This is a genomic window from uncultured Dokdonia sp., from assembly GCF_947496725.1.
GTDB lineage: Bacteria > Bacteroidota > Bacteroidia > Flavobacteriales > Flavobacteriaceae > Dokdonia.
Window position 1 is genome coordinate 1 of the sequence record NZ_CANMDS010000004.1, and the last position, 24,436, is coordinate 24,436.

The 24,436-nt window shown below is 39.7% G+C and carries 26 protein-coding genes and 1 other RNA gene; 18 read left to right on the forward strand and 9 right to left on the reverse strand.

Annotated elements, in window-relative coordinates; genetic code table 11:
- Nucleotides 1–168 precede the first annotated feature (168 nt).
- Complete coding sequence (locus Q0948_RS09350) at nt 169–678, forward strand: DinB family protein (RefSeq protein ID WP_298351411.1); 510 nt, start codon at nt 169–171, stop codon at nt 676–678.
- Nucleotides 679–705: 27 nt separating this feature from the next.
- Here Q0948_RS09350 and Q0948_RS09355 read toward each other — a convergent pair whose 3' ends face one another.
- Together Q0948_RS09355 and murQ are read right to left on the reverse strand one after the other, a co-directional pair.
- Nucleotides 706–927: a DUF6095 family protein gene (locus tag Q0948_RS09355; RefSeq protein ID WP_035327366.1), complete on the reverse strand. Its 222-nt coding sequence runs from the start codon at nt 925–927 to the stop codon at nt 706–708.
- Complete coding sequence (gene murQ, locus Q0948_RS09360) at nt 914–1,729, reverse strand: N-acetylmuramic acid 6-phosphate etherase (RefSeq protein ID WP_298351420.1); 816 nt, start codon at nt 1,727–1,729, stop codon at nt 914–916. Before murQ ends, Q0948_RS09355 begins: the two co-directional genes overlap by 14 nt.
- Nucleotides 1,730–2,026: 297 nt before the next feature.
- Here murQ and Q0948_RS09365 point away from each other — a divergent pair, with 297 nt between their 5' ends.
- From Q0948_RS09365 to Q0948_RS09430, 14 genes are all read left to right on the forward strand, one after another.
- On the forward strand, nt 2,027–2,317 hold the full coding sequence (locus Q0948_RS09365) for a hypothetical protein (RefSeq protein WP_035327369.1): 291 nt from the start codon (nt 2,027–2,029) through the stop codon (nt 2,315–2,317).
- A gap of 6 nt (nt 2,318–2,323) precedes the next feature.
- Nucleotides 2,324–2,614: a cell division protein ZapA gene (locus Q0948_RS09370; protein WP_035327370.1), complete on the forward strand. Its 291-nt coding sequence runs from the start codon at nt 2,324–2,326 to the stop codon at nt 2,612–2,614.
- Nucleotides 2,615–2,668: 54 nt separating this feature from the next.
- Nucleotides 2,669–2,791, forward strand: a non-coding RNA gene (gene ssrS / locus Q0948_RS09375) — 6S RNA.
- Between the two features lie 123 nt (nt 2,792–2,914).
- The gene (rny, locus tag Q0948_RS09380; RefSeq protein ID WP_035327372.1) at nt 2,915–4,480 is read left to right on the forward strand and encodes a ribonuclease Y; all 1,566 of its coding nucleotides are present in this window, start codon (nt 2,915–2,917) and stop codon (nt 4,478–4,480) included.
- A gap of 439 nt (nt 4,481–4,919) precedes the next feature.
- Complete coding sequence (locus Q0948_RS09385; protein WP_035336340.1) at nt 4,920–5,537, forward strand: GNAT family N-acetyltransferase; 618 nt, start codon at nt 4,920–4,922, stop codon at nt 5,535–5,537.
- Nucleotides 5,537–6,718, forward strand: a complete 1,182-nt coding sequence (gene argG / locus Q0948_RS09390; RefSeq protein WP_298351437.1) for an argininosuccinate synthase — start codon at nt 5,537–5,539, stop codon at nt 6,716–6,718. The genes Q0948_RS09385 and argG overlap by 1 nt, the downstream gene beginning before the upstream one ends.
- Complete coding sequence (argC, locus tag Q0948_RS09395) at nt 6,715–7,689, forward strand: N-acetyl-gamma-glutamyl-phosphate reductase (protein ID WP_298351440.1); 975 nt, start codon at nt 6,715–6,717, stop codon at nt 7,687–7,689. Before argG ends, argC begins: the two co-directional genes overlap by 4 nt.
- 18 nt (nt 7,690–7,707) lie before the next feature.
- On the forward strand, nt 7,708–8,496 hold the full coding sequence (gene proC / locus Q0948_RS09400) for a pyrroline-5-carboxylate reductase (protein WP_298351443.1): 789 nt from the start codon (nt 7,708–7,710) through the stop codon (nt 8,494–8,496).
- A gap of 18 nt (nt 8,497–8,514) precedes the next feature.
- Nucleotides 8,515–9,639, forward strand: coding sequence for an aminotransferase class III-fold pyridoxal phosphate-dependent enzyme (locus Q0948_RS09405; protein WP_298351446.1), 1,125 nt, complete (start codon nt 8,515–8,517; stop codon nt 9,637–9,639).
- Nucleotides 9,636–10,601: an N-acetylornithine carbamoyltransferase gene (locus Q0948_RS09410; RefSeq protein WP_298351449.1), complete on the forward strand. Its 966-nt coding sequence runs from the start codon at nt 9,636–9,638 to the stop codon at nt 10,599–10,601. Before Q0948_RS09405 ends, Q0948_RS09410 begins: the two co-directional genes overlap by 4 nt.
- The gene (gene argB / locus Q0948_RS09415) at nt 10,591–11,376 is read left to right on the forward strand and encodes an acetylglutamate kinase (RefSeq protein ID WP_298351452.1); all 786 of its coding nucleotides are present in this window, start codon (nt 10,591–10,593) and stop codon (nt 11,374–11,376) included. The genes Q0948_RS09410 and argB overlap by 11 nt, the downstream gene beginning before the upstream one ends.
- Nucleotides 11,367–12,437, forward strand: coding sequence for a M20 family metallo-hydrolase (locus Q0948_RS09420; protein ID WP_298351455.1), 1,071 nt, complete (start codon nt 11,367–11,369; stop codon nt 12,435–12,437). Before argB ends, Q0948_RS09420 begins: the two co-directional genes overlap by 10 nt.
- A 54-nt stretch (nt 12,438–12,491) precedes the next feature.
- On the forward strand, nt 12,492–13,775 hold the full coding sequence (gene argH, locus Q0948_RS09425) for an argininosuccinate lyase (protein ID WP_298351458.1): 1,284 nt from the start codon (nt 12,492–12,494) through the stop codon (nt 13,773–13,775).
- Nucleotides 13,776–13,832: 57 nt separating this feature from the next.
- The gene (locus tag Q0948_RS09430) at nt 13,833–14,114 is read left to right on the forward strand and encodes a DUF2188 domain-containing protein (RefSeq protein WP_035327387.1); all 282 of its coding nucleotides are present in this window, start codon (nt 13,833–13,835) and stop codon (nt 14,112–14,114) included.
- 163 nt (nt 14,115–14,277) lie between these two features.
- Here Q0948_RS09430 and Q0948_RS09435 read toward each other — a convergent pair whose 3' ends face one another.
- From Q0948_RS09435 to Q0948_RS09455, 5 genes are all read right to left on the reverse strand, one after another.
- Nucleotides 14,278–15,174 carry a hypothetical protein gene (locus Q0948_RS09435; protein WP_298351463.1) on the reverse strand — a complete coding sequence of 299 codons (897 nt, stop codon included), beginning with the start codon at nt 15,172–15,174 and terminating at the stop codon, nt 14,278–14,280.
- 155 nt (nt 15,175–15,329) lie between these two features.
- Nucleotides 15,330–16,445: a 3-isopropylmalate dehydrogenase gene (gene leuB, locus Q0948_RS09440; RefSeq protein WP_035327391.1), complete on the reverse strand. Its 1,116-nt coding sequence runs from the start codon at nt 16,443–16,445 to the stop codon at nt 15,330–15,332.
- Nucleotides 16,446–16,522: 77 nt separating this feature from the next.
- Nucleotides 16,523–17,113 (reverse strand): 3-isopropylmalate dehydratase small subunit, encoded by a 591-nt coding sequence (gene leuD / locus Q0948_RS09445; protein ID WP_298351467.1) that lies wholly within the window; start codon nt 17,111–17,113, stop codon nt 16,523–16,525.
- Entirely contained in the window at nt 17,113–18,498 is a 1,386-nt protein-coding gene (leuC, locus tag Q0948_RS09450; protein WP_298351470.1) for a 3-isopropylmalate dehydratase large subunit, read from the reverse strand. Before leuC ends, leuD begins: the two co-directional genes overlap by 1 nt.
- 50 nt (nt 18,499–18,548) lie before the next feature.
- The gene (locus Q0948_RS09455) at nt 18,549–19,721 is read right to left on the reverse strand and encodes a 2-isopropylmalate synthase (RefSeq protein ID WP_298351473.1); all 1,173 of its coding nucleotides are present in this window, start codon (nt 19,719–19,721) and stop codon (nt 18,549–18,551) included.
- 118 nt (nt 19,722–19,839) lie between these two features.
- Between Q0948_RS09455 and Q0948_RS09460 the strand changes: the two genes are divergently transcribed.
- The gene (locus Q0948_RS09460) at nt 19,840–21,402 is read left to right on the forward strand and encodes a hypothetical protein (protein WP_298351476.1); all 1,563 of its coding nucleotides are present in this window, start codon (nt 19,840–19,842) and stop codon (nt 21,400–21,402) included.
- 46 nt (nt 21,403–21,448) lie between these two features.
- Complete coding sequence (locus tag Q0948_RS09465; RefSeq protein WP_038599407.1) at nt 21,449–22,309, forward strand: DMT family transporter; 861 nt, start codon at nt 21,449–21,451, stop codon at nt 22,307–22,309.
- Between the two features lie 7 nt (nt 22,310–22,316).
- On the opposite strand, the gene Q0948_RS09470 is transcribed toward Q0948_RS09465, so the two are convergent.
- The gene (locus Q0948_RS09470) at nt 22,317–23,006 is read right to left on the reverse strand and encodes an RluA family pseudouridine synthase (protein WP_298351492.1); all 690 of its coding nucleotides are present in this window, start codon (nt 23,004–23,006) and stop codon (nt 22,317–22,319) included.
- Nucleotides 23,007–23,040: 34 nt separating this feature from the next.
- Nucleotides 23,041–23,859, reverse strand: coding sequence for a 3-methyl-2-oxobutanoate hydroxymethyltransferase (gene panB, locus Q0948_RS09475; RefSeq protein ID WP_035336358.1), 819 nt, complete (start codon nt 23,857–23,859; stop codon nt 23,041–23,043).
- A gap of 60 nt (nt 23,860–23,919) precedes the next feature.
- Between panB and Q0948_RS09480 the strand changes: the two genes are divergently transcribed.
- A complete protein-coding gene (locus tag Q0948_RS09480; protein WP_035336359.1) occupies nt 23,920–24,429 on the forward strand; it encodes a nuclear transport factor 2 family protein in 510 nt (169 codons plus the stop codon).
- The last annotated feature ends 7 nt before the right edge of the window (nt 24,430–24,436 follow it).

Consider the following 24,436-nt stretch of genomic DNA (forward strand, 5'->3'; position numbering starts at 1 on the left):
GGAGAGTAGGTCGCCGCCTTTTTAAGCTCCAATACAGAAATGTGTTGGAGCTTTTTTTATACAAGAAAGTCAAGGAAAACCTCTTTAAAACTTTCATTTATTGTAATGTAAATTTCTAAGTACCGACTATAAAGTTCTTATATATTATATTTGGTAAAAGGGATTACTATGAGAAAGGAAATTGTACGCACAATAAACAATAATTTAGGCAATGCTATATCGCTTATAGATAGCATAACTCTTGAAACATATACAGATGCCTCTATTGGTCCTTATTATAGCAGTATAGGTTCTCATATACGTCACGCACTAGACTTTTTTGATTGTATTATAGAAGGTCTCCAATCAAATAATATTGATCTAACGGCACGAAAACGAGATGAAGTAATTTCAAAAAATCCTATAGCAGCAAAGGAAAAGATAAACGCTATACAGGCGCGGTTAGTGTCTTTTATAGGAGTAAATACAGATTACCTACTTAAGGTGACAGATAACCTAGGAGAGGGCAAGGAAACTATTATGTATACACTTGAGAGTATACTCGCTCAAGCAAATACACACGCAACGCATCACTATGCTATTATAAGTTATATGATGCAATCGCTAAATGTGGAGATAGAAATTCCTGGATTCGGTTACAATCCTTCTACGCCAGTACCAAAAAGAGAGGGTATATAATATGTTTATAGGTTGTTACTTTGATAACTAATCATTAAAGAGTGCTCCCATAAGAGTCCGTATTCCTTTGAAACCAAAATAAATCGCTGCAACCAGTAGAACTATACCTATGCCTAACACAGGTATAAACATCGGGTGGTCTTGGTTCTTAAACGAAGAGTTGAGAACAATAGGAGCCGTAATGAGAAGTAGTAGTGTACCGCCCATAAGCTTAACACCTTTTAGTAACTTTTCTTTATTTGTGTGCATAGTTGTCTATCGCTTTACGCACGCTCCCGTGTGCTGTTAGTAATCTATTAGCCTCGTTGTAGTCTATTTTCAAGTGGTTTGCAATCATTTTTGTACCGCGATCTACTAGCTTATCATTGCTAAGCTGCATATCTACCATCTTATTACCTTTAACGTGACCCATTTTAATCATCGAAGCTGTTGAGATCATATTCAGCACAAGTTTTTGTGCTGTACCTGCTTTCATACGTGAGCTGCCAGTTACAAACTCCGGTCCTACAACTACTTCTATAGGATAAAGAGCCGTTTGCGCGAGAGGACTCCCGGCATTGCAAGTAATACAACCTGTTGTAATAGTATTTGCATTACACGCTTCAAGAGCGGCTATTACGTAAGGTGTGGTGCCAGATGCGGCAATACCTATTACAACATCGTCGCTTGTTATATTGTGTGACTTAAGGTCATTCCACCCTTGATTTGTACTATCTTCGGCAAACTCGACAGCATCTCTTATAGCTTTGTCACCACCCGCAATTATTCCTACTACTAGATCTTTACTTACACCAAATGTAGGTGGACACTCGCTGGCGTCTACCACACCTAGTCTTCCGCTAGTGCCTGCTCCCATATAAAAAAGGCGTCCTCCTTTTTTCATTTTAAGAACAATCGCTTCTATAAGTTTTTCAATTTGAGGTAAGGCTTTTTCAACAGCAAGCGGTACCGTTTTATCTTCTTTATTGATATTAATGAGCAGCTCTGAGGTGCTCATATGTTCTAAATTGTCGTAGCGAGAATCCGTTTCGGTTGTTTTTGTAAAAGTCACAGTAGGAAATTGGTTTTTACAAAAATAGGTATAATGCCCCACAAGAACATTTGTTATTAAGTTTATGCATATACATTTTACTCAGAGTTTGATACGTCAAGTATTTAATTTTGCTAATTGTTATTAGCATCATAAGGGGTGTGATTACGCTTTCGCGAAAGCTTAAAAAAGAAAATTTGTCATTAAAAAAGTATTGATTTACTATCACAAATTGTGACTTTTAAATTTTAACGACTATCCATTGCACGGCTATTTTTCAAATGTTAACTTTGTGTTACGTAGAAATGCAGATGTTTTATGAGTAGTCTTTCTGAAGTTGTAGATTCTCTTGAGTACAAAATCGCTGCTTTGTTGAAACAATACAAAGATGTGAAGCAAACACGGGTAGAACTGGAAACAGAACTTACCGCATTGCAACAAGAAAATCTAAAACTAAAAGAGGTGTTAGAAAATCGTGAGCAGAAGATAAAGACTCTCAAAACCGCAAATGCATTACTAGGCAGTAACGATTATAAAAGGGAAACCAAACTAAAGATAAACTCTTTAGTGCGTGAGATAGATGCTTGTATTGCATCGCTTGCAGAATAATAAATTATGGCAGACAAGCTCAAAATCAAGTTGTCTATAGCAGATCGTGTATACCCACTCACGATTCATCCATCTCAAGAAGAGGGATTGCGTAAAGCAACAAAAGAGATTGAGGCAATGGTCAAGCAATTTGAGCAAAGCTATGCCGTTAGAGATAAACAGGATGTACTCGCAATGTGTGCACTTCAATTTGCATCTCAGGTTACCCAAAAAACTATAAGTGAAGACTCTCTAAGTGAGGAAACTGCGGCTAGATTACAAAAGCTGGCAGACCTCCTTGATGATAGTTTGTCATAACGTTCTTTACATACAACAGCATATTACTGCCTGCATTGATTATTATTTTGATAAACTCAACAGTTATTTTTTATAAAGAGTGACTCTAAGTTGTAAAAGCACGCCGTTACTAGACTTGTTCTAGGTAGACGGAACCTTGATCAGCTTTATAGCTCTAATCCTTACTATTAGGAGTTTATACGAAATGCACTATCAATGTGGGCTTTTTTTATATCTCATCGCGAGATAGTGAGGCTTAAAAGCCTTAACAATCAACCATCAGTAGCGCCTGTAAAGGCATTATAATATTAAGTCAAAATTATGGAACATAACGCACTCTTGTTTATAGTAGGTGTGATTGCTCTTGCACTAGGATTTCTTATTGCAAAAATGTTAGAACGTAACAATGCATCACAAATCATTAAACGCGCAAAGAAAAGTGCTCAGGGCATCTTAAAAGAAGCTAAGTCTGAGGGCGAGTCTATCAAAAAAGACAAAATACTTCAAGCCAAAGAAAAATTTATCGAGCTTAAAGCAGAGCACGAAAAAGTAATCCTAGGAAGAGATAAAAAAATGAACGATGCAGAGAAGCGCACTCGTGATAAAGAATCTCAAGTAAGTGGTGAGCTCTCGCGAAATAAAAAATTAAATCAATCTCTTGAAGATAGAATTAAAGATTACGATAAGCGTTTAGAATACGTTGATAAGAAAAAGGCCGAAGCTGAAAAAATGCACCAGAGTACGGTGCAGCAACTTGAGGTAATCTCAGGACTTTCTGCCGAAGAAGCAAAAAGTCAACTTGTAACTACTCTGAAAGATCAAGCCAAGGCAGATGCTATGAAGCACGTGCAAACTTCTATCGAAGAGGCAAAAATGACTGCAGAGCAAGAGGCCAAAAAGATTATCATTAATACCATACAACGCATAGGAACAGAGGAAGCAGTTGAAAACTGTGTATCTGTTTTTAACCTTGAAAGTGACGATGTAAAAGGTAGAATTATAGGTAGAGAAGGTCGTAATATACGTGCTATTGAAGCAGCAACGGGTGTTGAGATTATTGTAGATGATACTCCTGAGGCAATTATACTTTCTTGTTTTGACAGTGTGCGTCGTGAGGTGGCTCGTTTATCATTACACAAACTTGTAACAGATGGTCGTATACACCCAGCAAGAATTGAAGAAGTTGTACAGAAAACAACGAGACAAATTGAGCAAGAGATTGTAGAAGTAGGAAAGCGCACAGTAATCGACTTAGGAATACACGGTTTACACCCAGAGCTTATTAAAGCAGTAGGGCGTATGAAGTACCGTTCTTCTTATGGTCAAAACCTACTACAACACAGTAGAGAAGTTGCAAAACTTTGTAGTGTGATGGCAGCAGAGTTGGGCGTAAACGCAAAACTTGCTCGTAGAGCTGGACTTCTGCACGATATAGGTAAAGTGCCAGATACAGAGACAGAAACACCACACGCAATCTTAGGAATGCAATGGGCAGAGAAGTATGGAGAGAAGCCAGACGTGTGTAATGCCATAGGTGCTCACCACGATGAGATTGAGATGACAAGTTTGCTTTCTCCTATTGTACAGGTTTGTGATGCTATAAGTGGAGCGAGACCAGGTGCACGCCGTCAGGTATTAGATTCATACATACAACGTCTTAAGGATCTTGAGGAAATAGCTTTTGGATTCCAAGGTGTGAAGAAGGCTTATGCTATTCAAGCAGGACGTGAACTACGTGTTATTGTAGAGAGTGAGAAGGTTAATGATGATAAAGCTTCATCACTATCTTTTGAAATTTCTCAAAAAATTCAAACAGATATGACCTACCCAGGTCAAGTAAAAGTTACCGTAATACGAGAGACCAGAGCGGTCAATATTGCAAAGTAACTGTAAGATTTAGTTATTATTTTTATAAAGAGGCTAGCGCATTATGCGCTAGCCTCTTTTGTTTTAAACCCCTTATGTTGACTATTTCATAATCTAAAAGGCATTAAATAAGATTCTTGTAGTAAAGTCTAAAAATCTTATTTAATTATATAAAAAAGATAGTTTTTATATAATTAATACTAAAAGTGCATTGCTAGCTCAAATAAGTTGCTACCTTTGAGCCATTAGTATGAATAGAATAATTGCACATATCTCAAATAGCCTTACAGCACTTCTTGCTGCAAGACCTGCTATGCAATTACTTCCTGTTCCTGTACGACGCTTCCGCCGCCGCCCGTAAGGGTAGCTCATTAATGAGGGATGGTAGGTGAGTCCTATCCCGTTTTCCACAAAAGGAACCGTCACATTTTCAATATACATTTTAACTTAAATCATCGCTATGCAAATTGTTGTAGCCACGATTTCGCACACACCATATGCTCAGATTATCTGTGATACCATCGCAGAGTCATCTAAGGTACGTGGTACAGGAATCGCTCGTAGAACTCCAGAATATGTCATCTCAAAGATGGAAGCAGGTAATGCTGTCATCGCTTTAGAGGGAGACGTTTTTGCGGGCTTCTGTTATATAGAAGCCTGGGGACACGAAAAATTTATTGCCAACTCTGGACTTATTGTTCACCCAGACTTCAGAGGACAGGGACTTGCCAAAAAAATTAAAGGAGAGATATTTACGCTTTCGCGAAAGCGTTATCCAGATGCAAAAATCTTCGGAATCACTACGGGTTTAGCCGTGATGAAGATTAATAGTGACCTTGGTTATAAACCCGTCACGTTTTCTGAACTCACAACAGATGAAAGCTTCTGGAAAGGTTGCCAGACCTGCAAGAACTTTGACGTGCTCACACGTACAGAGCAAAAGATGTGCTTATGCACGGGGATGCTCTATGACCCATCAAAAGAATCAAAATCCACAGAAAAAAATACTGTAAAAGCACCTGTTTTTAACAGGCTGAAACAAATAAAGGAAAAGCTATTCCTTAAAAAAAATAAGTAATGAAAAAATTAATCTTAGCATACTCAGGAGGACTCGATACGAGCTATTGTGTAAAATATTTTACTGCAGAAATGGGATATGAAGTGCACGCTGTAAGTGTAAATACAGGTGGATTTACAGATCAAGAAATCGCAAATAATAAAGAGAAAGCGCTTGCACTAGGAGCTACATCATATACAAACATAGATGCCATAGCTACCTTTTATGATACGGTGGTAAAGTATCTCATTTTTGGTAATGTACTTAAGAACAACAGTTACCCACTTTCTGTAAGTGCAGAGCGTATCGTGCAAGCCATAGAGATTGCAAAATTTGCCAAAGCTCAAAATGCAAATGCTATTGCTCACGGTAGTACGGGTGCAGGTAACGATCAGGTGCGTTTTGATATGACGTTCCAGACTATTGTGCCAGAGTTAGAAATAATAACGCCGATAAGAGATCAAACGCTTTCGCGAAAGCAAGAAATCGATTACTTACAGAGTCACGGTATTTCTTGGTCTTGGGAGAAAGCTCAATACTCAATAAATCAAGGTTTATGGGGTACAAGTGTAGGAGGTGCTCAAACCCTAACCTCACATCAAACACTGCCTCAGGATGCATATCCTAGTCAGCTAGAGGCTAGCGATTCTCAAACCTTAAAAATTGGATTTACACAAGGGGAACCTACTTCGCTTAATGGAAAGCAAGGTTCACCAGTGGAGATTATAGAGCAACTAGAAGACATCGCAAGCAAGTATGCCATAGGTCGCGGGATGCACGTGGGAGACACCATTATTGGTATAAAGGGAAGAGTAGGTTTTGAAGCTGCAGCTCCTATAATTATACTAGAAGCACATCGTACTCTTGAGAAACACACACTTTCAAAATGGCAATTACAACACAAAGAAAACATCGCGTTGTGGTATGGAACTCACTTACACGAGGGATTATACCTAGAGCCTGTAATGAGAGATTTTGAAGCTTTTTTACAGAGCAGCCAGAATACGGTGACTGGAGAAGTAGAAGTAGTATTACATCCATATAGATTTGATGTAGTAGGCATCACATCAGATTATGATCTTATGCAATCTAAGGTAGCGAGTTACGGAGAAGAAAACCAAGGCTGGACCGCCGCCGAAGCTAAAGGATTTATAAAAATACTAGGTAACCAGTCTAGAATTATAGCAAACCAAAACAAATGAAAAAAATAGGAATCATAGGTGGTGCAGGTTATACTGCTGGGGAGCTCATTAGACTGCTTATTCATCACCCAGAAGTGCAGATAGATTTTATATACAGCACAAGTAATGCGGGTAATGCAGTAGGGATTGTTCATCAAGATCTTGCTCACGTAGACCTTAGTTTTACAAGTAAAGTAAATAGTGAGGTAGATGTAGTTTTCTTATGCTTGGGTCATGGTAATTCTGGCGAATTCTTGAGAAATCATACATTTTCTGATGCTACAAAGGTTGTTGACCTGAGTAATGAATTTAGACTTAAAAATGATATCTTTTTTCAAGATCGAGTTTTTGTATACGGACTTCCAGAAATCAATAAAGAGGAAATAAAAAACGCGCAGAATATTGCAAATCCAGGCTGTTTTGCAACTGCTATTCAGCTTGCGTTATTGCCGCTTGCGAGCGCTTCTTTACTTAGCCAAGATGTGCATATTAATGCCGTTACAGGTGCTACGGGAGCGGGAGTAAAACCAAGTGCTACTACGCATTTTGGGTGGAGAGATAATAACTTCTCACACTATAAGGCTTTTAATCATCAGCATCTTGGGGAGATAGGAGAGTCTGTCGTTCAGCTGCAAGAGAGTTTTAACAGCGAACTTCATTTCATTCCGCAGCGTGGTAATTTTTCTAGAGGAATTTTTGCAACTGCCTACACATTTTATGAGGGTACGATTGAAGAGGCATATGCCCTTTATGAGGATTTTTATAAGGACTCCGCTTTCGCGAAAGCGGTAAGAGCACCTTTACATCTCAAACAAGTGGTAAATACCAACTACTGCTTTATACACTTAGAAAAACACGGCAATAAATTATTAATCACGAGTGTGATTGATAACCTCCTAAAGGGTGCAAGTGGTCAAGCTGTAGAAAATATGAATCTAATGTTTGGTTGGGCTCAAGATACTGGTCTCCATCTCAAGGCAAGTTATTTCTAATAGTTAAGATATAGACATATGAAAATAGCAATCATTGGAACGGGGAATTTAGGTCTTGCCATCGCAAAAGGACTCATCACAAATAATGCGGTGACTAGCTTATATCTTACTAAAAGAGATATTTCGAGTATCGAAAAATGGGATGCCTACAAGGAAGTAACAACTACGAGTGACAATCGTGAAGCGGTTACAAAAAGTGATATTCTCATTTTTGCAGTACAGCCAGGTCACTTTGCAGGTATACTTGAAGATATTAAAGAATTACTTACAGAAAAACATATTATCATCTCTACAATCACAGGTTTCAAAGTGCCACAAATCGCTGAAATTGTAGGAGATCATCAATTTATTATACGCGCAATGCCCAACACCGCTATTGCTGTAGGTCAAAGTATGACCTGTTTATGTAGTAATACAGCAGGCGAAAAGCGCATTGCCATAGCCGAAGCCATTTTTAATAAGCTAGGCACCAGTCTTATTATTCCAGAAGGACAAATGCAAGCTGCTACGGTAATCTGTGCGAGCGGTATTGCTTTCTGGATGCGATTGATAAGAGCAACTACGCAGGGAGCCATACAGCTAGGTTTTGACGCAAAAGAAGCGCAAGAACTTGCTATGCAAACCTGTTTAGGAGCTGCCACGCTCGTTATTAAATCTGGAAACCACCCAGAAGCAGAAATTGATAAGGTAACTACGCCAAAAGGTTGTACCATAGAAGGTCTCAATGAGATGGAACATTCAGGTCTAAGCTCTTCTCTCATAAAGGGAATCGTGGCTAGTTATCAAAAAATTAATAGCATCTCATAGTGCTTAAAAATAAAGAATATGAAATTATTTGATGTATATCCGCTTTATGATGTTGCTCCTGTTAAGGCAGAGGGATGCTATGTGTATGATCAAAGTGGTCAAGAGTATCTTGATTTATATGGCGGTCACGCGGTGATCTCTATAGGTCACGGGCATCCTCATTATATAGAGAAATTAAAAACGCAGATGGATGCCATAGGGTTTTATTCTAATGCAGTTCAGAATCCGCTGCAGTTGGAGGTTGCTCAGAAGTTAGGAGCACTTTCTGGCTGTGAGGATTATGATTTGTTTTTCTGTAATTCTGGCGCAGAGGCAAATGAGAATGGATTAAAACTAGCGTCATTTGACACAGGTAAAAGTCGTGTGGTAGCGTTTAAAAATAGCTTTCACGGGAGAACTTCTGCCGCCGTAGCAGCTACCGATAATCCTAGTATTGTTGCACCTATAAATGCACAACACAAAGTATCCATACTTGATCTGGGCAATACAGAGCAACTAGAGGAAACTTTGCAACAAGGAGATTGCTGTGCTGTGATTTTAGAATTTATACAAGGTGTAGGAGGTTTAGATCAATCTACAGAGGTGTTTTATCAAGATGTTGCCGCGCTTTGTAAAAAGTATGATGTAAAACTCATTGCAGACGAGGTGCAATCTGGTTTTGGGAGATCTGGCGATTTCTTTGCTTTTCAGAAATATAATATCACGCCAGACATTATCACTATTGCAAAAGGAATGGGTAACGGGTTTCCCGTGGGCGGTGTGCTGGTGCATCACTCTATTGAGGCGCGTTATGGGATGCTGGGCACGACCTTTGGCGGTAATCATCTTGCTTGCGCTGCTACACTTGCAGTTCTCGAGGTGATTGAAAAGGAGCATTTGATGGCACACGCAAAGGAAATGGAAACCTACTTTAGGGAGAAAGCACTTGCTTTTGGCAATCGGGTGACTGTAAAAGGTCGCGGACTAATGCTAGGGCTAGACTTAGGCTACGATGTAGGAGCATTACGCAAAAAACTCATCTACGAGTACCACATTTTTACGGGAGGGGCAAAAAACAAACACGTGCTCAGAATACTTCCACCACTTACGATTCAAAAACCACAGATAGATTTACTATTTGAAGCATTACACAAGGAGTTATGAAGAACTACATATCTATAAATGATATTCCTAATTTAGAAATGGCGATTAAAGAAGCGCTGTATATGAAGGAATATCCGTACGCTTTCGCGAAAGCGGGAAAACAAAAAACCTTAGGTCTTCTATTTTTTAACTCAAGCTTACGTACAAGATTGAGCACAGAAAAGGCTGCCAAAAACCTTGGAATGGAGACGATGACACTCAATGTAAACAGTGATAGCTGGCAACTAGAGTTTGAAGATGGTACTGTGATGGATGGCACAAAAGCAGAGCACATTAAAGAGGCTGCGCAGGTGTTATCGCAATATTGTGATGTACTTGCCGTGAGAGCTTTTCCAGGGCTGGTAGATAAAAGTCAAGATGAGCTAGAGGTTGTACTTTCTGCATTTATGCAATATGGGAGTGTGCCGGTTGTAAATCTAGAAAGCAGTACGGCGCACCCGCTACAAGGCTTTACAGATGCAATCACGATTTACGAACTCACCGAAAGTCTACGTGCAGCAAATAAAAAGCCTAATGTTGTGTTGACCTGGGCGCCACACCCTAAAGCATTGCCACACGCAGTTGCAAACTCATTTGTCCAGACTATGCAAAAGGCAAATGTGAATTTCACAATTACTAATCCAGAGGGTTATGATCTTAACCCAGAGATACGTGGTGAAGTACCTGTGATTCATAACCAGAAAGAAGCCTTTGCAAATGCCGATATCATTTATGTAAAAAACTGGAGCAGCTATGAAGATTATGGTAAGGTGCAATCGCAAGACAGTAACTGGATGATTAATGCCGAAAAACTTAAGGGAACTAATCAAGCCAAAGTAATGCATTGCCTACCTGTGCGCCGTAACGTTGTCATTGCAGATGATGTGCTAGACACCGAGTCAAGCGCTGTAATCCAGCAAGCTGGTAATAGAACGTGGGCTGCACAATGGGTGCTTAAAAAGATACTCGACAATGATGAATAAACAGCAACTTACCGTAGTGAAAATAGGTGGAGACATTGTAGATTATGATGAACTACTCACTTCATTTTACACGCATTTTAAGGCAATTTCTGGTCCAGCTATTATCATACACGGTGGAGGAAATAAAGCATCTACTTTACAAGAGCAGCTGGGTTCTGTCCCGGTAAAAGTAGACGGGAGAAGGGTTACAGATGAGGCCACGCTAGAGGTTGTGACAATGGTGTATGCCGGACTTCTCAATAAGAAACTTGTCGCTGGCCTGCAGGCAAAAGGTAAAAACACCATAGGACTTTCTGGAGCAGATGGAGATGCCGTGAGAGCGCATAAACGCGAAGTGATTACGGTAGATTATGGTTTTGTAGGGGATATAGATAGAGTAAATGTGAGTTTTATAAATGACCTCCTTTCTGACGGTAAAGTGCCTGTATTTTCTGCAATTACGCACGATGGTAATGGGCAATTACTCAACACCAATGCAGATACACTCGCTGCCAAAATTGCGGTAGCAATGAGCTCTTTATATAACGTTCAGTTGTTTTATTGTTTTACAAAACCAGGTGTCCTTGAAGATGTAAATAATGATGAATCGATAGTAACGCGCATAGATAAAGGGCTTTATAAAGAGATGAAAACAGCGGGACAAATATTTGAAGGTATGATTCCTAAACTAGATACTGCTTTTGAGGCGCTCGATCAAGGCGTTATGAGAGTACATTTGGGCGAGGTTGATGTACTGAGCGATAACACTATAAAACACACGACACTATGTCTTTAAAAACTCAAATTGATAGCGCCGTAGCATTGCTGCAATCACTCATTGAGACACAAAGTTTTTCTAGCGAAGAAGACGGCACAGCTTTACTTATCATAAACTGGTTAGAGGAGGAGGGGATTACGCTTTCGCGAAAGCGTAACAACATCTACGCATTTAATAAACATTATGACGCATCAAAACCGTTATTGCTTCTCAACTCCCACCACGATACGGTTAAGCCAAATAAAGGATACACAAGAGATCCTTATAATGCCGAAATCAAGGACGGGAAATTGTACGGTCTAGGCAGTAATGATGCAGGTGCAAGTCTTGTAGGATTGCTTACTGCGTTTGTTCATTTTTATGAGCGTGAGGGTATGTCTCATAATATTGTAATTGTAGCTTCTGCTGAAGAAGAGTCAAGTGGTCCAAATGGTCTTAATAGTATGCTTGCGCATCTACCAGAAATAGATGTTGCCATAGTAGGCGAGCCTACACTTATGAACCTCGCCATTGCCGAAAAAGGTTTGGTTGTTTTTGATGCAGTAGTAAAAGGAACGGCAGGTCACGCAGCTCATATAAAGGAGAATATGGCTATTTATAATGTGATAGAAACCTTGCAGTGGTTTGAAAATATAACTTTTGATAAAGTGTCTGATACGCTGGGTGCAACTAAGGTTACAGTTACTCAAATTAATGCGGGTAGTCAACATAATGTAGTGCCTAGTCAGGTAGAACTCGTTATAGATGTGAGAGTTAATGAACATTACAGCAATCAAGAAATCGCCGATTATATGGCGGCAAATGTGCCGTGTGACACAATACAGCCACGGTCATTGCGGCTAAATAGTTCGCGTATCCCAAAAGAGCACAAGCTTGTAAAAGCTGGAATTGCATTAGGCAGAGAAACCTACGGTTCGCCTACCTTATCTGATCAAGCCTGCTTGTCTTGTCCATCTTTAAAGCTAGGTATAGGTGACAGCACACGCTCTCATATGGCAGATGAGTTTGTTTACGTACACGAGATAGAGCAGGGGATAGCATTATACATCGAGCTCTTAGAAAAATTTTTAACCGCATAAATAATAAAGGTTGTTGCAATAGTCTGAATAGCATAACCTACTAATAAGATACCTATGAAACTTTGGGAAAAAGGAATACCAACAGATCAAAAAATAGAAGCATTTACGGTGGGTAATGATCGTGAGATTGATATCCATATTGCTAAGTATGATTTGCTAGCCAGCAAGGCACACGCAACGATGCTCGCATCTGTAGGCTTGCTTACACAAGAGGAGAGCGAGCAGTTAAATAAGCAATTAGACCTTATGCTCAAGCAAGAGCAGGAGGGGACATTTGTTATAGAAGCAGATTTTGAAGATGTACATTCTAAGATAGAAAGTGACCTTGTAAAAGCACTGGGAGATACGGGTAAAAAAATACACACAGCGAGATCTCGTAATGACCAAGTTCTTGTGGCGTTAAACCTTTATTTTAAAGCAGAGTTATCTCAAATAACTGAAGGCGTAGAGAAGTTGTTTACGACACTTCTAAAACTTGCAGAGGCGCATAAGAACACCTTACTACCTGGATATACACACCTTCAAGTGGCAATGCCATCATCATTTGGGCTTTGGTTTTCTGCCTATGCGGAGTTACTTATAGATGATCTTTACTTACTCAAAGCAGCGCAGAAGGTCGTAGATCAAAATCCGCTGGGGAGTGCAGCTGGATATGGATCTAGTTTTCCTATCGATAGAGAGATGACTACCGCGCAACTTCAATTTGCCGATTTGAAATATAACGTAATTGCAGCTCAACTCTCAAGAGGGAAATCTGAGCGTACGGTAACACAAGCTGTAGCAAATATTGCAAATACTTTGAGTCGTTTTGCAATGGATGTATGTTTGTACTGTTCTCAAAATTTTGGGTTCATTAAATTTCCAGATGCACTTACTACGGGGAGTAGTATAATGCCGCACAAAAAGAATCCAGATGTTTTTGAATTGCTTCGTGGTAAGTGCAATCAGTTGCAAGCGATCCCTCAAGAAATGATTATGATTACAAATAATTTACCAAGTGGTTACCATAGAGATTACCAGTTACTCAAAGAAAATGCTATCAAGTCTGTTGAGGATCTCAAAGTAGTGCTAGATATTTTTGAGTTCTCTATTGCGCAGGTGCAAGTGCAGGATGTTAATCTAGGTGATGAGAAGTATCAACACCTTTTTACAGTAGATGCTATTAATGACCTTGTAACTTCTGGAGTACCTTTTAGAGAAGCATATAAGCAAATAGGTGAGCAGGTAGAAAATGGTTCTTTTAAAGCAGGAAACACAAAAGAGCACTCACACTTAGGAAGTATACATAACCTAGGTCTAGATAAGATACAAGCCAAATTTGACAAGGCGGTATCTTAATGAGTATGGAAGACTTAAGACACAAAATGAGCTTGTGTAAAATAGTATCTTCGCACTATGAGTAGCATTAAAACCTTTTTGCGTTCATTACTAGAAATAGTAGAAAACGTATATGAAAACTCTCGCAAGGCAAGTAGAAAACGCACTTGGCATCAGCACGTAGTCCCCTATGAAGGGGACTGGGCTGTAAGGCGCGAGGGTAACAAGCGTATCACTTCTAAGCATCAAAAGCAGAGTACTGCCATACGCAAAGCGAAGAGTATTGCACGTAAACGAAAGGCAGATGTGATTATACACCGTGCCGGCGGTGGAATACGCGAGCGTATAAGCTACGACTAGAATAGCTATTTTTTATACAAATCAACCTTAGAAACATCTATGCTTGCATTTTGTAATGAAGCGATGCAAAACTCGCGGTAGGTAAAGCAAATGATAAGAGAATAAAAAAATCCCATCAATCTATTGATGGGATTTAAAGTTTTTAATGAGTAGAACTACATCTCTATTCTATCAAAGCTACATTTTCAGGAATATCAAAATAGCTGTTTTCTATATCTTTTTTAAATGTAATATCAGATACATCAATAGTTGTGATATGCTCGCCAGCTTTTTCATCTTCGGTAAGCCAGTGGGTTTTGTATCCTGTGGCAAACTCTATACCGTCTACCGTAGTTGTTCCCTCTACAGTCATTAACTTTTCTGGTAGGTGACCACCATCTGCAAAGTATTTAGGGTAAGAGACAATGTAGCGTATTACCGCTAGTTTGTGATTATCTTTCCCAAAATAAAGCACATAGTAATCATCTGGAGCATCTCCCGTTCCTGCTGCAAAAGTTACTTTAATAGCGTCATAAGTGGTGTTGTTATGAGTCTTATCTGCAAGTTTTTCAAGATTAACACCTTCACCATCTAGTATAAACGGTTGTGCTAGAAAGTAGTAAGGGGTAAGCGCCCAGAAGCGCATATCAAAAGGAAAAGCGGTAGAGTCCTTAACTTTTTTCCAAGCTTTCTCACCCGTCCACCCAAACTCTTGAGAGCGATCCTCTACGTGTTGATGACGAGCCTTATTACTCCAAGTATCAATGGTTTGATAAGTGTTACGACGTGTGCTCCCATCTTCAGGTTTATAGTCAAAATGAAAAGAAAGCGGTCCATTTTTAAAATAAGTATCCAGTCCGCCGTGTGCTTCCATCGCTTGCCATACTATTTTTCCGGCATCTGTTTTATTAAGTCTAGCTTGTGCTTCACCTACACGTTTCTCAATCCACGAGTCTGGCTTTACAGCAAGTTCTGGATTTATAGCTACCTCGTTAGATGTTGTCGTGGTTTTAGTTTTTGTTTCTTGGCAAGACACACAGGCAAGTATTGCAATACCTAATGCGAGAATCATTTTCTTCATCTTCGAAATATGTTGGTTAGTAAAGCAAGTTTGGTCTATTTCTATTCTTCTAACTTACATAGCAGTGTATTAAATAAATGCTAAAACATCATAGAGATGAAATAAGAGTGGAATTACGCTTTCGCGAAAGCGTAACTCTTACAACTAAAGTCTTATTAAATAATCGTGCTCTGTCCTGCGTGAATGTTTTTAAAATTACGGTTTGTGTCCTCTGGGTTTAAGATATAGTCTGCAATAAAATCACCCACTTTTGAAGTGCTTAACGGGTTTTCTGGTTTGAGATCTTCTGTTGTAAAACCTAGTTCTAAAGATTTTTCTACTGCGGTTTCTATACTAGCAGCCTCATCTTGAAGCCCTAGATGTCTCAATAACATCGCAGCAGATAAGATAGAAGCCAGCGGATTTGCAATTCCCTTGCCAGTAGCTTGCGGGTAAGAGCCGTGTATAGGCTCAAAAAGTGCATTTTCTGTACCTACAGAGGCAGAAGCTAGAAGTCCTATAGAACCACCTATCACACTTGCCTCATCAGAAATAATATCACCAAACAAGTTTTCTGTCAAAATCACGTCAAACTGCTTTGGGTTTAAAATCATTTGCATCGCTGCATTGTCTACAAAGAGAAAATCTACCGCTACATCTGGATATCCTTTTGCTATCTCAGTTACTGTTTTTCTCCACAGCCTTGACGTTTCTAGCACGTTTGCTTTATCTACGAGCGTCAATTTTTTTCGTCTGTTTTGAGCCTCTTTAAAGGCTAGATGTGCCATTCTTGTAATTTCTTTTACAGAATATGAGCAACCGTCTGAGGCTACTTGACCATCATCACTAAGGTGTTTCTCACCAAAATAGATACCACCTGTGAGTTCGCGATAGATAGACATATCTGCGCCAGAAATGATCTCTCTTTTAAGAGGTGAATTATCTATAAGTTGCTCGTAAGCTTTTACTGGGCGTACGTTACAAAATAGTCCTAGTGACTTACGAAGTCTCAAAAGGCCTTGTTCTGGGCGAACTTTTGCTGTAGGGTCGTTATCATATTTGGGATCACCAATGGCCCCAAACAGTATAGCGTCAGATGCCTCGCAAATATCTAGTGTTTCCTCAGGAAGCGGATTGCCTGTCGCGTCTATGGCGCAAGCACCCATCATTGCTTCTGTATATGTAAAGTGATGTCCGTATTCGTCTGCTACTGCCTCTAGGGCTTTTTTTGCTTGAGCAGTAACTTCTGGTCCTATCCCGTCTCCAGGTATGATTGCAATATTAAAATCCATAGTGTGTGTTTGAATTATGTACTAAATCCCCGCCTTAGTAGGCGAGGATCTGGTAACCATTTATATATTGTGTTCTATTAAAACACCATTCGTTCTTTTTCAAAGGCCTCTATTTCGGCCTTTTTACTTAGTAGAAAGTCGATATCATCATATCCATTAATCATACAAACCTTCTTGTAAGGATCTATTTCAAATTCCGCTTTCGCGAAAGCGGTCTCAACTACCTGATTTTCTAGATCTATTGTAATAGGTAACTCAGGGTTTGCTTCTATACCTGCTAGTAATTCCTTAAGATACTCCGGCGTCACCTGAATGGGAAGTAAGCCGTTGTTAAGTGCATTACCTTTAAAAATATCTGCAAAAAAACTTGAGATCACGACCTTAAACCCATATCCTACAATTGCCCAAGCAGCGTGCTCACGGCTAGACCCACAACCAAAGTTATCTCCAGCTACCAGAATTTTTGCTCCAGCATATTGTGGTTTATTAATAGGGAAATCTGCATCCAGCGTTCCATCTTTTTTAAAGCGCCAGTCTCTAAAAACGTTATCACCAAATCCTTTTTTATCTGTCGCCTTCAGGAAGCGCGCAGGGATAATCTGGTCTGTATCTATATTTTCTATAGGTAGCGGTACCGCTGTGCTTATGAGTTTTGTAAATTTTTCCATTAGGCTACAGCTTCTTTTGTGACGTCTACTATTTTACCAGCAATTGCGGTTGCAGCAGCGACTAGGGGGGATGCAAGAATCGTCCTTGCGCCTTGTCCCTGGCGACCTTCAAAATTTCTATTTGAGGTAGAAACACAGTACTCTCCAGCGGGAATTTTATCATCATTCATCGCTAGACAGGCTGAACAGCCAGGCTGCCGTAAGGCAAACCCAGCCTCTTCAAACACCTCTTTAAGCCCCTCTTCTTCGAGTTGCTTTGCTACTTGTTGTGAGCCAGGTACGAGCCAGGCGTTCACATTTGCAGCTTTATGTTTTCCGCGCACGTATGATGCGGCTATTCTAAAATCTTCTATTCTTGAGTTTGTACAACTTCCTAAAAACACATAATTAATCGGCGTGTCTAGTAATTGTGCTCCACCCTTAAAATTCATATACTCCAGCGCTTTCTCAAAGGTCATATCGCCTTTCTCGGGTATGGCGCCGTTTATTTTTATTCCCATTCCTGGGTTTGTGCCGTAGGTGAGCATAGGCGCTATATCTTCGGCATCAAAGTGATATTCTTTGTCAAAAGTGGCATCTTGATCTGTAGGAAGTGTTTTCCAATAGGATACCGCTTTCGCGAAAGCGTCACCCTGCGGAGCAAATTTGCGTCCTTCTACATAATCAAAAGTGGTTTGATCTGGGGCAATCATTCCGCCACGAGCACCCATCTCGATACTCATATTACAAACCGTCATACGGCCTTCCATACTCATCTCCTCAAAAACATTACCCGCATACTCACAGAAGTAACCTGTACCGGCATTAGTGCCAATTTTTGAAATGATGTACAAAATCACATCCTTAGGAGAAACGTGTGGTGCAAGTGTTCCATTTACAGAAACGCGTAAGCTTTTAGGCTTGTTAAGTAACAAGCTCTGACTCGCAAATACTTGTCCCACCTGGCTCGTCCCGATACCAAAGGCAATAGTGCCAAAAGCTCCGTGCGTCGAGGTGTGACTATCGCCACAAACCATAGTCATACCTGGTTGTGTAATGCCCAGTTCTGGTGCCATCACGTGTACAATACCATTGTACTTGTGACCTAAACCATAAAGGGTGATGTTGTGTTTCTCACAGTTTTCTGTGAGTTGTTGTAATTGCTTGCGAGACATCTCATCTCTAATAGGTAAATGCTGATCTTGAGTTGGGGTATTATGATCTGCCGTGGCAACTATTTGATCTGGACGCGCTACAGCAATGCCACGTTCCTCAAGCTCATTAAATGCCTGCGGACTGGTCACTTCGTGTATCAAGTGCTTATCAATATATAAGATTTGGGGTCCGTTATCTACCGTGTCTACCACGTGTGCATCCCAGACTTTATCAAATAGTGTTTTTCCCATTGTTATGTATGCTCTCGTAAATTACGTGTGTAATTATGATTTTTTATAAGTTATGCTACGGCTCCAGCTTTGCATTGTATGTGTTGCATAATCATATGTATGTCGTTGTCTTTTACTTCCTTTTGTCTATCTGCCACATTAAGAAACTGCTCATAAGCAGCATCTAGTTGAAGTTTTGTTAGTTCGTATCCTACTTTTTTTGATCTGTAGGCGAGTGCTGCTCTACCGCTTCTTGCTGTAAGCACGATAGATGTCTCGTTTACTCCCACATCTTTAGGATTCATAATCTCGTAGGTCTCTCTATTTTTAATCATACCATCCTGATGGATTCCTGAACTGTGCGCAAAGGCATTTGCACCTACAATCGCTTTGTTAGGTTGTACAACCATTCCCATCTTATCGCTCACCATACGGCTCGTGTCAAAAAGGAGTTGGGTATTTATATCTGTATGAAGATTAAGTGTGGGGTGTTGTTTAAGAATCATTACTACTTCCTCTAGCGAGGTGTTACCAGCACGCTCTCCTATACCGTTTATGGTACATTCTATCTGTCTTGCTCCGTTTATCACACCTGCAATACTGTTTGCAGTGGCTAGACCAAGGTCATTGTGACAGTGGCAAGAGAGGGTTACATTTTCTATACCCTTCACATTTTCACGTAAGTATTTAATTTTTGCTCCATACTCTTCAGGTAAACAATATCCTGTAGTGTCTGGAATATTAAGAACGGTTGCCCCAGCTGCGATTACTTGCTCAAGCACCTTTGCAAGAAATGCATTATCTGTACGACCCGCATCTTCTGCATAGAACTCTACATCATCAACAAAATTTTTCGCGTAAGCGGTTGCTTTTACAGCGCGCTCTATAATCTGCTCCGGAGTGGCGTTAAATTTATACTTCATATGCGACTCGCTGGTACCTATACCAGTATGTATTCTAGGTCTAACGGCATATTTTAAAGCTTGTGCGGCAACCTTAATATCTTTCTCTACTGCGCGAGTGAGACCACATACGGTTGCGTTTTTTACAAGTTTTGAAATCTCCTCTACAGAGCTAAAATCTCCAGGAGAGGAAATAGGAAAACCGGCTTCTATAACATCTACGCCTAAAACATCTAGACGCTCTGCTATAGAGAGTTTTTCTTTTTTGTCTAGTTTACAACCAGGTACCTGCTCTCCATCACGAAGAGTCGTGTCAAAAATCTGAACTTTGTCGTTTTGCATAGCTTTCATTTCTACACGAATTTATACCTTGCTTATTCTTTGTGAATCTTTCAAATGAGAGGTCTTACGATATCAAGGTTAATTTTAGTCTAATCAAATAACTGTATTTCAATTAGTTATGAGAAAAATCATTACAACGCTTAATGATCATAATGACTCTTTATTTATTTTAATAAAGTCATTATCTAAGAGTGAAAAGCGACAGTTCAAGCTGTACGTAGGCCGACTAGTGGGAAATAGCGAGGCAAAATTTTTACAACTTTTTGAATTTTTAGACAAAGAGAAAACATACAATGAGGCTGCTATTTTAAAGTCTGGAATTGTTACCAAAACACAACTATCTAACCTCAAAGCGCATCTTTATAGACAACTTTTAATAAGCCTGCGGCTTACGCCTGCACATCAAAATATACGTGTGCAAATACGAGAGCAGCTAGACTTTGCAACCATACTATATCAAAAAGGGTTGTATAAGCAAAGCCTTAAAATTCTAGATAAAGCTAAAAGTATGGCACTAGAGAATGAGGAGAAAAATGTTGCATACGAGATTGTAGAGCTAGAAAAAATCATAGAAACCCAGTATATCACTAGAAGTATAGCTACGCGCGCAGATGAGCTTGCTGTGCAGGCCAAAAGCCTGAGTGAGCAAAACGTGATGGCGAGTAAGTTATCTAACTTGTCGCTGCAACTTTATAGCATTATGCTCAAGACTGGCTATGTAAAAAGTGATAAGGAAAAGCAAGAGCTCACAGATTACTTTGATGGGCACTTGCCTAATTATGATTACGACTTGCTCAATTTTAGAGAGAAGATGTGGTTGTATAAAGCGCATCTTTGGTACAGTTTTCTTATTCAAGATTTTCTTTCTTGTTATAAGTATGCAGATCGCTATGTACGCTTATTTGATGAGAACCCTTTAATGATAAAACAGAATCCTGTTTTTTATCTCAAAGGCATACATTATTTGCTAGAGTCATTATTTTACCTCAAACACGAGTCAAAATTTAGAGAAGCGCTAGAGAAGCTCACCACGGTAAAGGAAAATCCTAATTTCCCTAAAGGTGATAATCTGGATACACTCCTGTTTTTATATACGAGTAGTAACCGCTTTAATCATCGCTTTATGATAGGCGAGTTTAAAGATGGTGAAGATCTCGTTAAGGAGGTGCTCACTGGATTAAAATCACCTAAATACCGTATAGATGAGCATCACGTGATGATCTTTTATTACAAGATGGCGAGTCTATATTTTGGGGCGGGTGATAACATAAAATGTATCGAGTACTGCCAGAAAATCATAAATAACCACAGCCTTAAGAGCCGTGAAGATTTAATGTGCTTCTCACGTATTCTTAATCTCATCGCTCATTATGAGGCTGGCAAAGATTACCATCTTGAGTCATTGTTAAGAAGCACCTATAAGTTTCTTATTAAGATGGATGATATGCACGAGGTGCAAAAGGAGATGATTAAATTTGTGCGCAACCTGGGAGATATCTACCCTCACGAACTTAAAGCCGAGTTTAAAAAACTTCACAGTACGCTCAAGCAATACGAAGACGATCCGTATGAGCGCAGAGCCTTCTTATATCTAGATGTGTTGTCTTGGCTAGAGAGTAAGATAGAAAACAGACCCGTTGCAGATGTGATTAAAGAAAAAGCGCAAAAATTAATAAGGTAATCTTCTACTTTATCTTTTTACAACATACATACCCTAACACTATTTAATGTCAAATAACACCACCCGCCATATATTAGAAATTAACCTAGCTATGCTTTTTGTAAGCACCTCGGGAGTACTGGGTAGATACATCGATTTGCCTCCAGCCGTAACCATCGGTATACGCTCATTTCTTGCAATGTTACTACTGGGATTATTTGTAAAGTGGAAAGGTTTTTCTTTTACGCTTGCGCGAAAAGATATACTCGCAATTGCGCTATCTGGAGTTTTTATGGGGTTGCACTGGATTACCTATTTCTACTCATTACAATTGTCTAACGTGGCGATAGGGATGTTATCATTATTTACATATCCAGTAATGACAAGCTTACTCGAGCCTGTGTTTTTAAAAACACAGTTTTCAAAAATGCACTTGCTACTAGGGGTACTTGTCTTGATAGGTATTTACTTTCTTGCGCCTTCTTTTGATACAGAAAACGACTACTTCCTTGCGATATTAATAGGTTTACTGTCGGCATTATGTTTTGCAATACGTAACCTCTTGGTAAAAACAAAAATAGGCTCCTACAACGGGTCTGTAGTGATGTGGTATCAAACGCTGGTGATAGCAATAATGCTTATACCTGCATATTTCATTTTTGATGCCGAAGGATTTGTAAAAGAGCTTCCTTATATAGGGATGCTTGCCCTTATAACTACTGCTTTGGGACACACGATGTTTCTCTTTAGTATTAAAAGATTTTCTGTGACGGCTGCTAGTTTAATGGGAAGCGTACAACCTATTTACGGAATCATCCTTGGTATTATTTTTCTTAACGAAATACCTGGGTGGCGTACCGTTTTGGGAGGTTCTCTTATTTTATTTAGTGTAGTGGTAGAGAGTTTAAGAGCGTCTCGAAATAAGTAGGAAATCCCTAATTACAGGCCTTCCACACAGCATCTCCTTCGGGCACTTGAGCTACAAAGGTCATTTCTTCCTTTTTTACCGGGTGGGGGAGGGTAAGCTTTCGCGAAAGCAAACTTATACTACCATCAGCATTACTGCGGTCAAAACCATATTTAAGATCTCCCTTTATAGGGCAACCTATGGCGGTAAGCTGGGCGCGTATCTGGTGATGTCTCCCAGTGTGTAGGTCTATCTCAAGAAGATAAAATGTTTTAAGCTTTTTAATCACTCTGTAATCTAGAATAGCCTTTTTACTGTCTGGTACCTCGTGTTTGTGAGCGTAGCTTTTGTTTTGTTTTGGGTTGCGTTTTAAAAAGTGTGTAAGCGTGCCACTCTCTGCCGGAGGCGGGTTTTTTACAAGTGCCCAGTATGTTTTTTTAGTCTGTCGCTCAGAAAACATCTTGTTAAGACGTGGTAACGCCTTGCTGGTACGGGCAAAAATAACAATGCCAGAAGTAGGTCTGTCTAGTCTGTGTACCACACCTAGATAAACCGCTCCTGGCTTATTATATTTTACGGCAATGTATTTTTTTACAACTTCGCTCAGTGGCAAGTCTCCCGTTTTATCTCCCTGAACAATATCACCACTACGTTTGTTAACCACAATAATGTGGTTGTCTTCATATATAACGTTGAGGTTTTCTGGCGTAGAGTGCATTGTGGGTGGTTACCGCTTTCGCGAAAGCGTACTATTAATACTGCTCATCTTCATTAGGAAAGTCCTGTGATTTTACGTCTGCGCTGTACTTCTCAAAAGCAGAGGTCATCTCAGTATGCATATCTAGATAACGACGTAAAAATCGTGGGTTGAACTCGTGAGTCATACCCAGCATATCGTGTGTTACTAGTACCTGACCATCTACGCCACCACCAGCGCCTATACCTATAACAGGGATTGTTAAACTGTCTGCAACCTCCTTTGCAAGTTGTGCGGGCACTTTTTCAAGCACAAGGGCAAAACAACCTGCTTTTTGAAGCATAAGGGCATCTTCTTTAAGTTTTTGAGCTTCTTCTTCTTCCTTAGCTCGTACTGTATATGTACCAAATTTATAGATACTTTGTGGCGTAAGTCCTAGGTGACCCATTACCGGGATACCTGCGTTAAGGATACGCTTTATACTTTCTTTTACTTCTTTACCACCTTCAAGTTTTATAGAGTGACCTCCAGATTCTTTCATAATACGTATGGCAGATCTTAGTGCTTCTTTAGGGTCACTTTGATAACTACCAAAAGGTAGATCTACAACTACTAGCGCGCGGTTTGCCGCTCTTACAACAGAAGAGGCGTGGTAAATCATCTGGTCTAGAGTGATAGGTAATGTAGTCTCGTGACCAGCCATCACATTTGATGCACTATCACCTACAAGAATCACATCTATACCTGCACCATCTACAATTTGAGCCATTGTATAATCATAGGCTGTGAGCATTGATATTTTCTCTCCTCGAGATTTCATCTCAGTAAGAGACTTTACGGTTACTCTTTTGTATTCTTTTTTGGCTGTAGACATTTGTTTATTTTTTCTGTTACAAAAGTAGTAAATTAGATACCTATGTGTTAAACATTATAGATGCGACTCAAATATCTTTTTATTCCTATGATTGCGGTGTTCTTATTATTTGCCTTTGTAAAGGCAGATAAAGATTACTACAGGACTGCAAATCAAGATGTTTATAGTGAGAAAGTTGTAAAGGAGGTGGTGCAAACTTTTTTTGAAGGCTTTCATACGCAAGACTCAATTTTAATAAAAAAAGTAGTGCATCCAGATGTAATGATGCAATCTATAGGAAAGGGAGAGCTAGGTGAGGTACAACTGAGCAAGCAAGATTTTAGCGGATTTTTAAAGTCTATTTGTAGTATACCTGCGAGTACAACTTTTGAAGAGCGTATAGATAGCTATGAGATAAAAATGGATGGCAAGATGGCAAATGTCTGGACGCCATATTCATTTTACATAAATGGCAGTCTAAGTCATTGCGGGACTAATAGCTTCCAGCTTTTTAAGCGCAACGGTGTCTGGAAGATATTTTATATAGTAGACACTCGTGATCGTGAGGGCTGTGGTGAGAAGCGAGGGTAGCGATAGG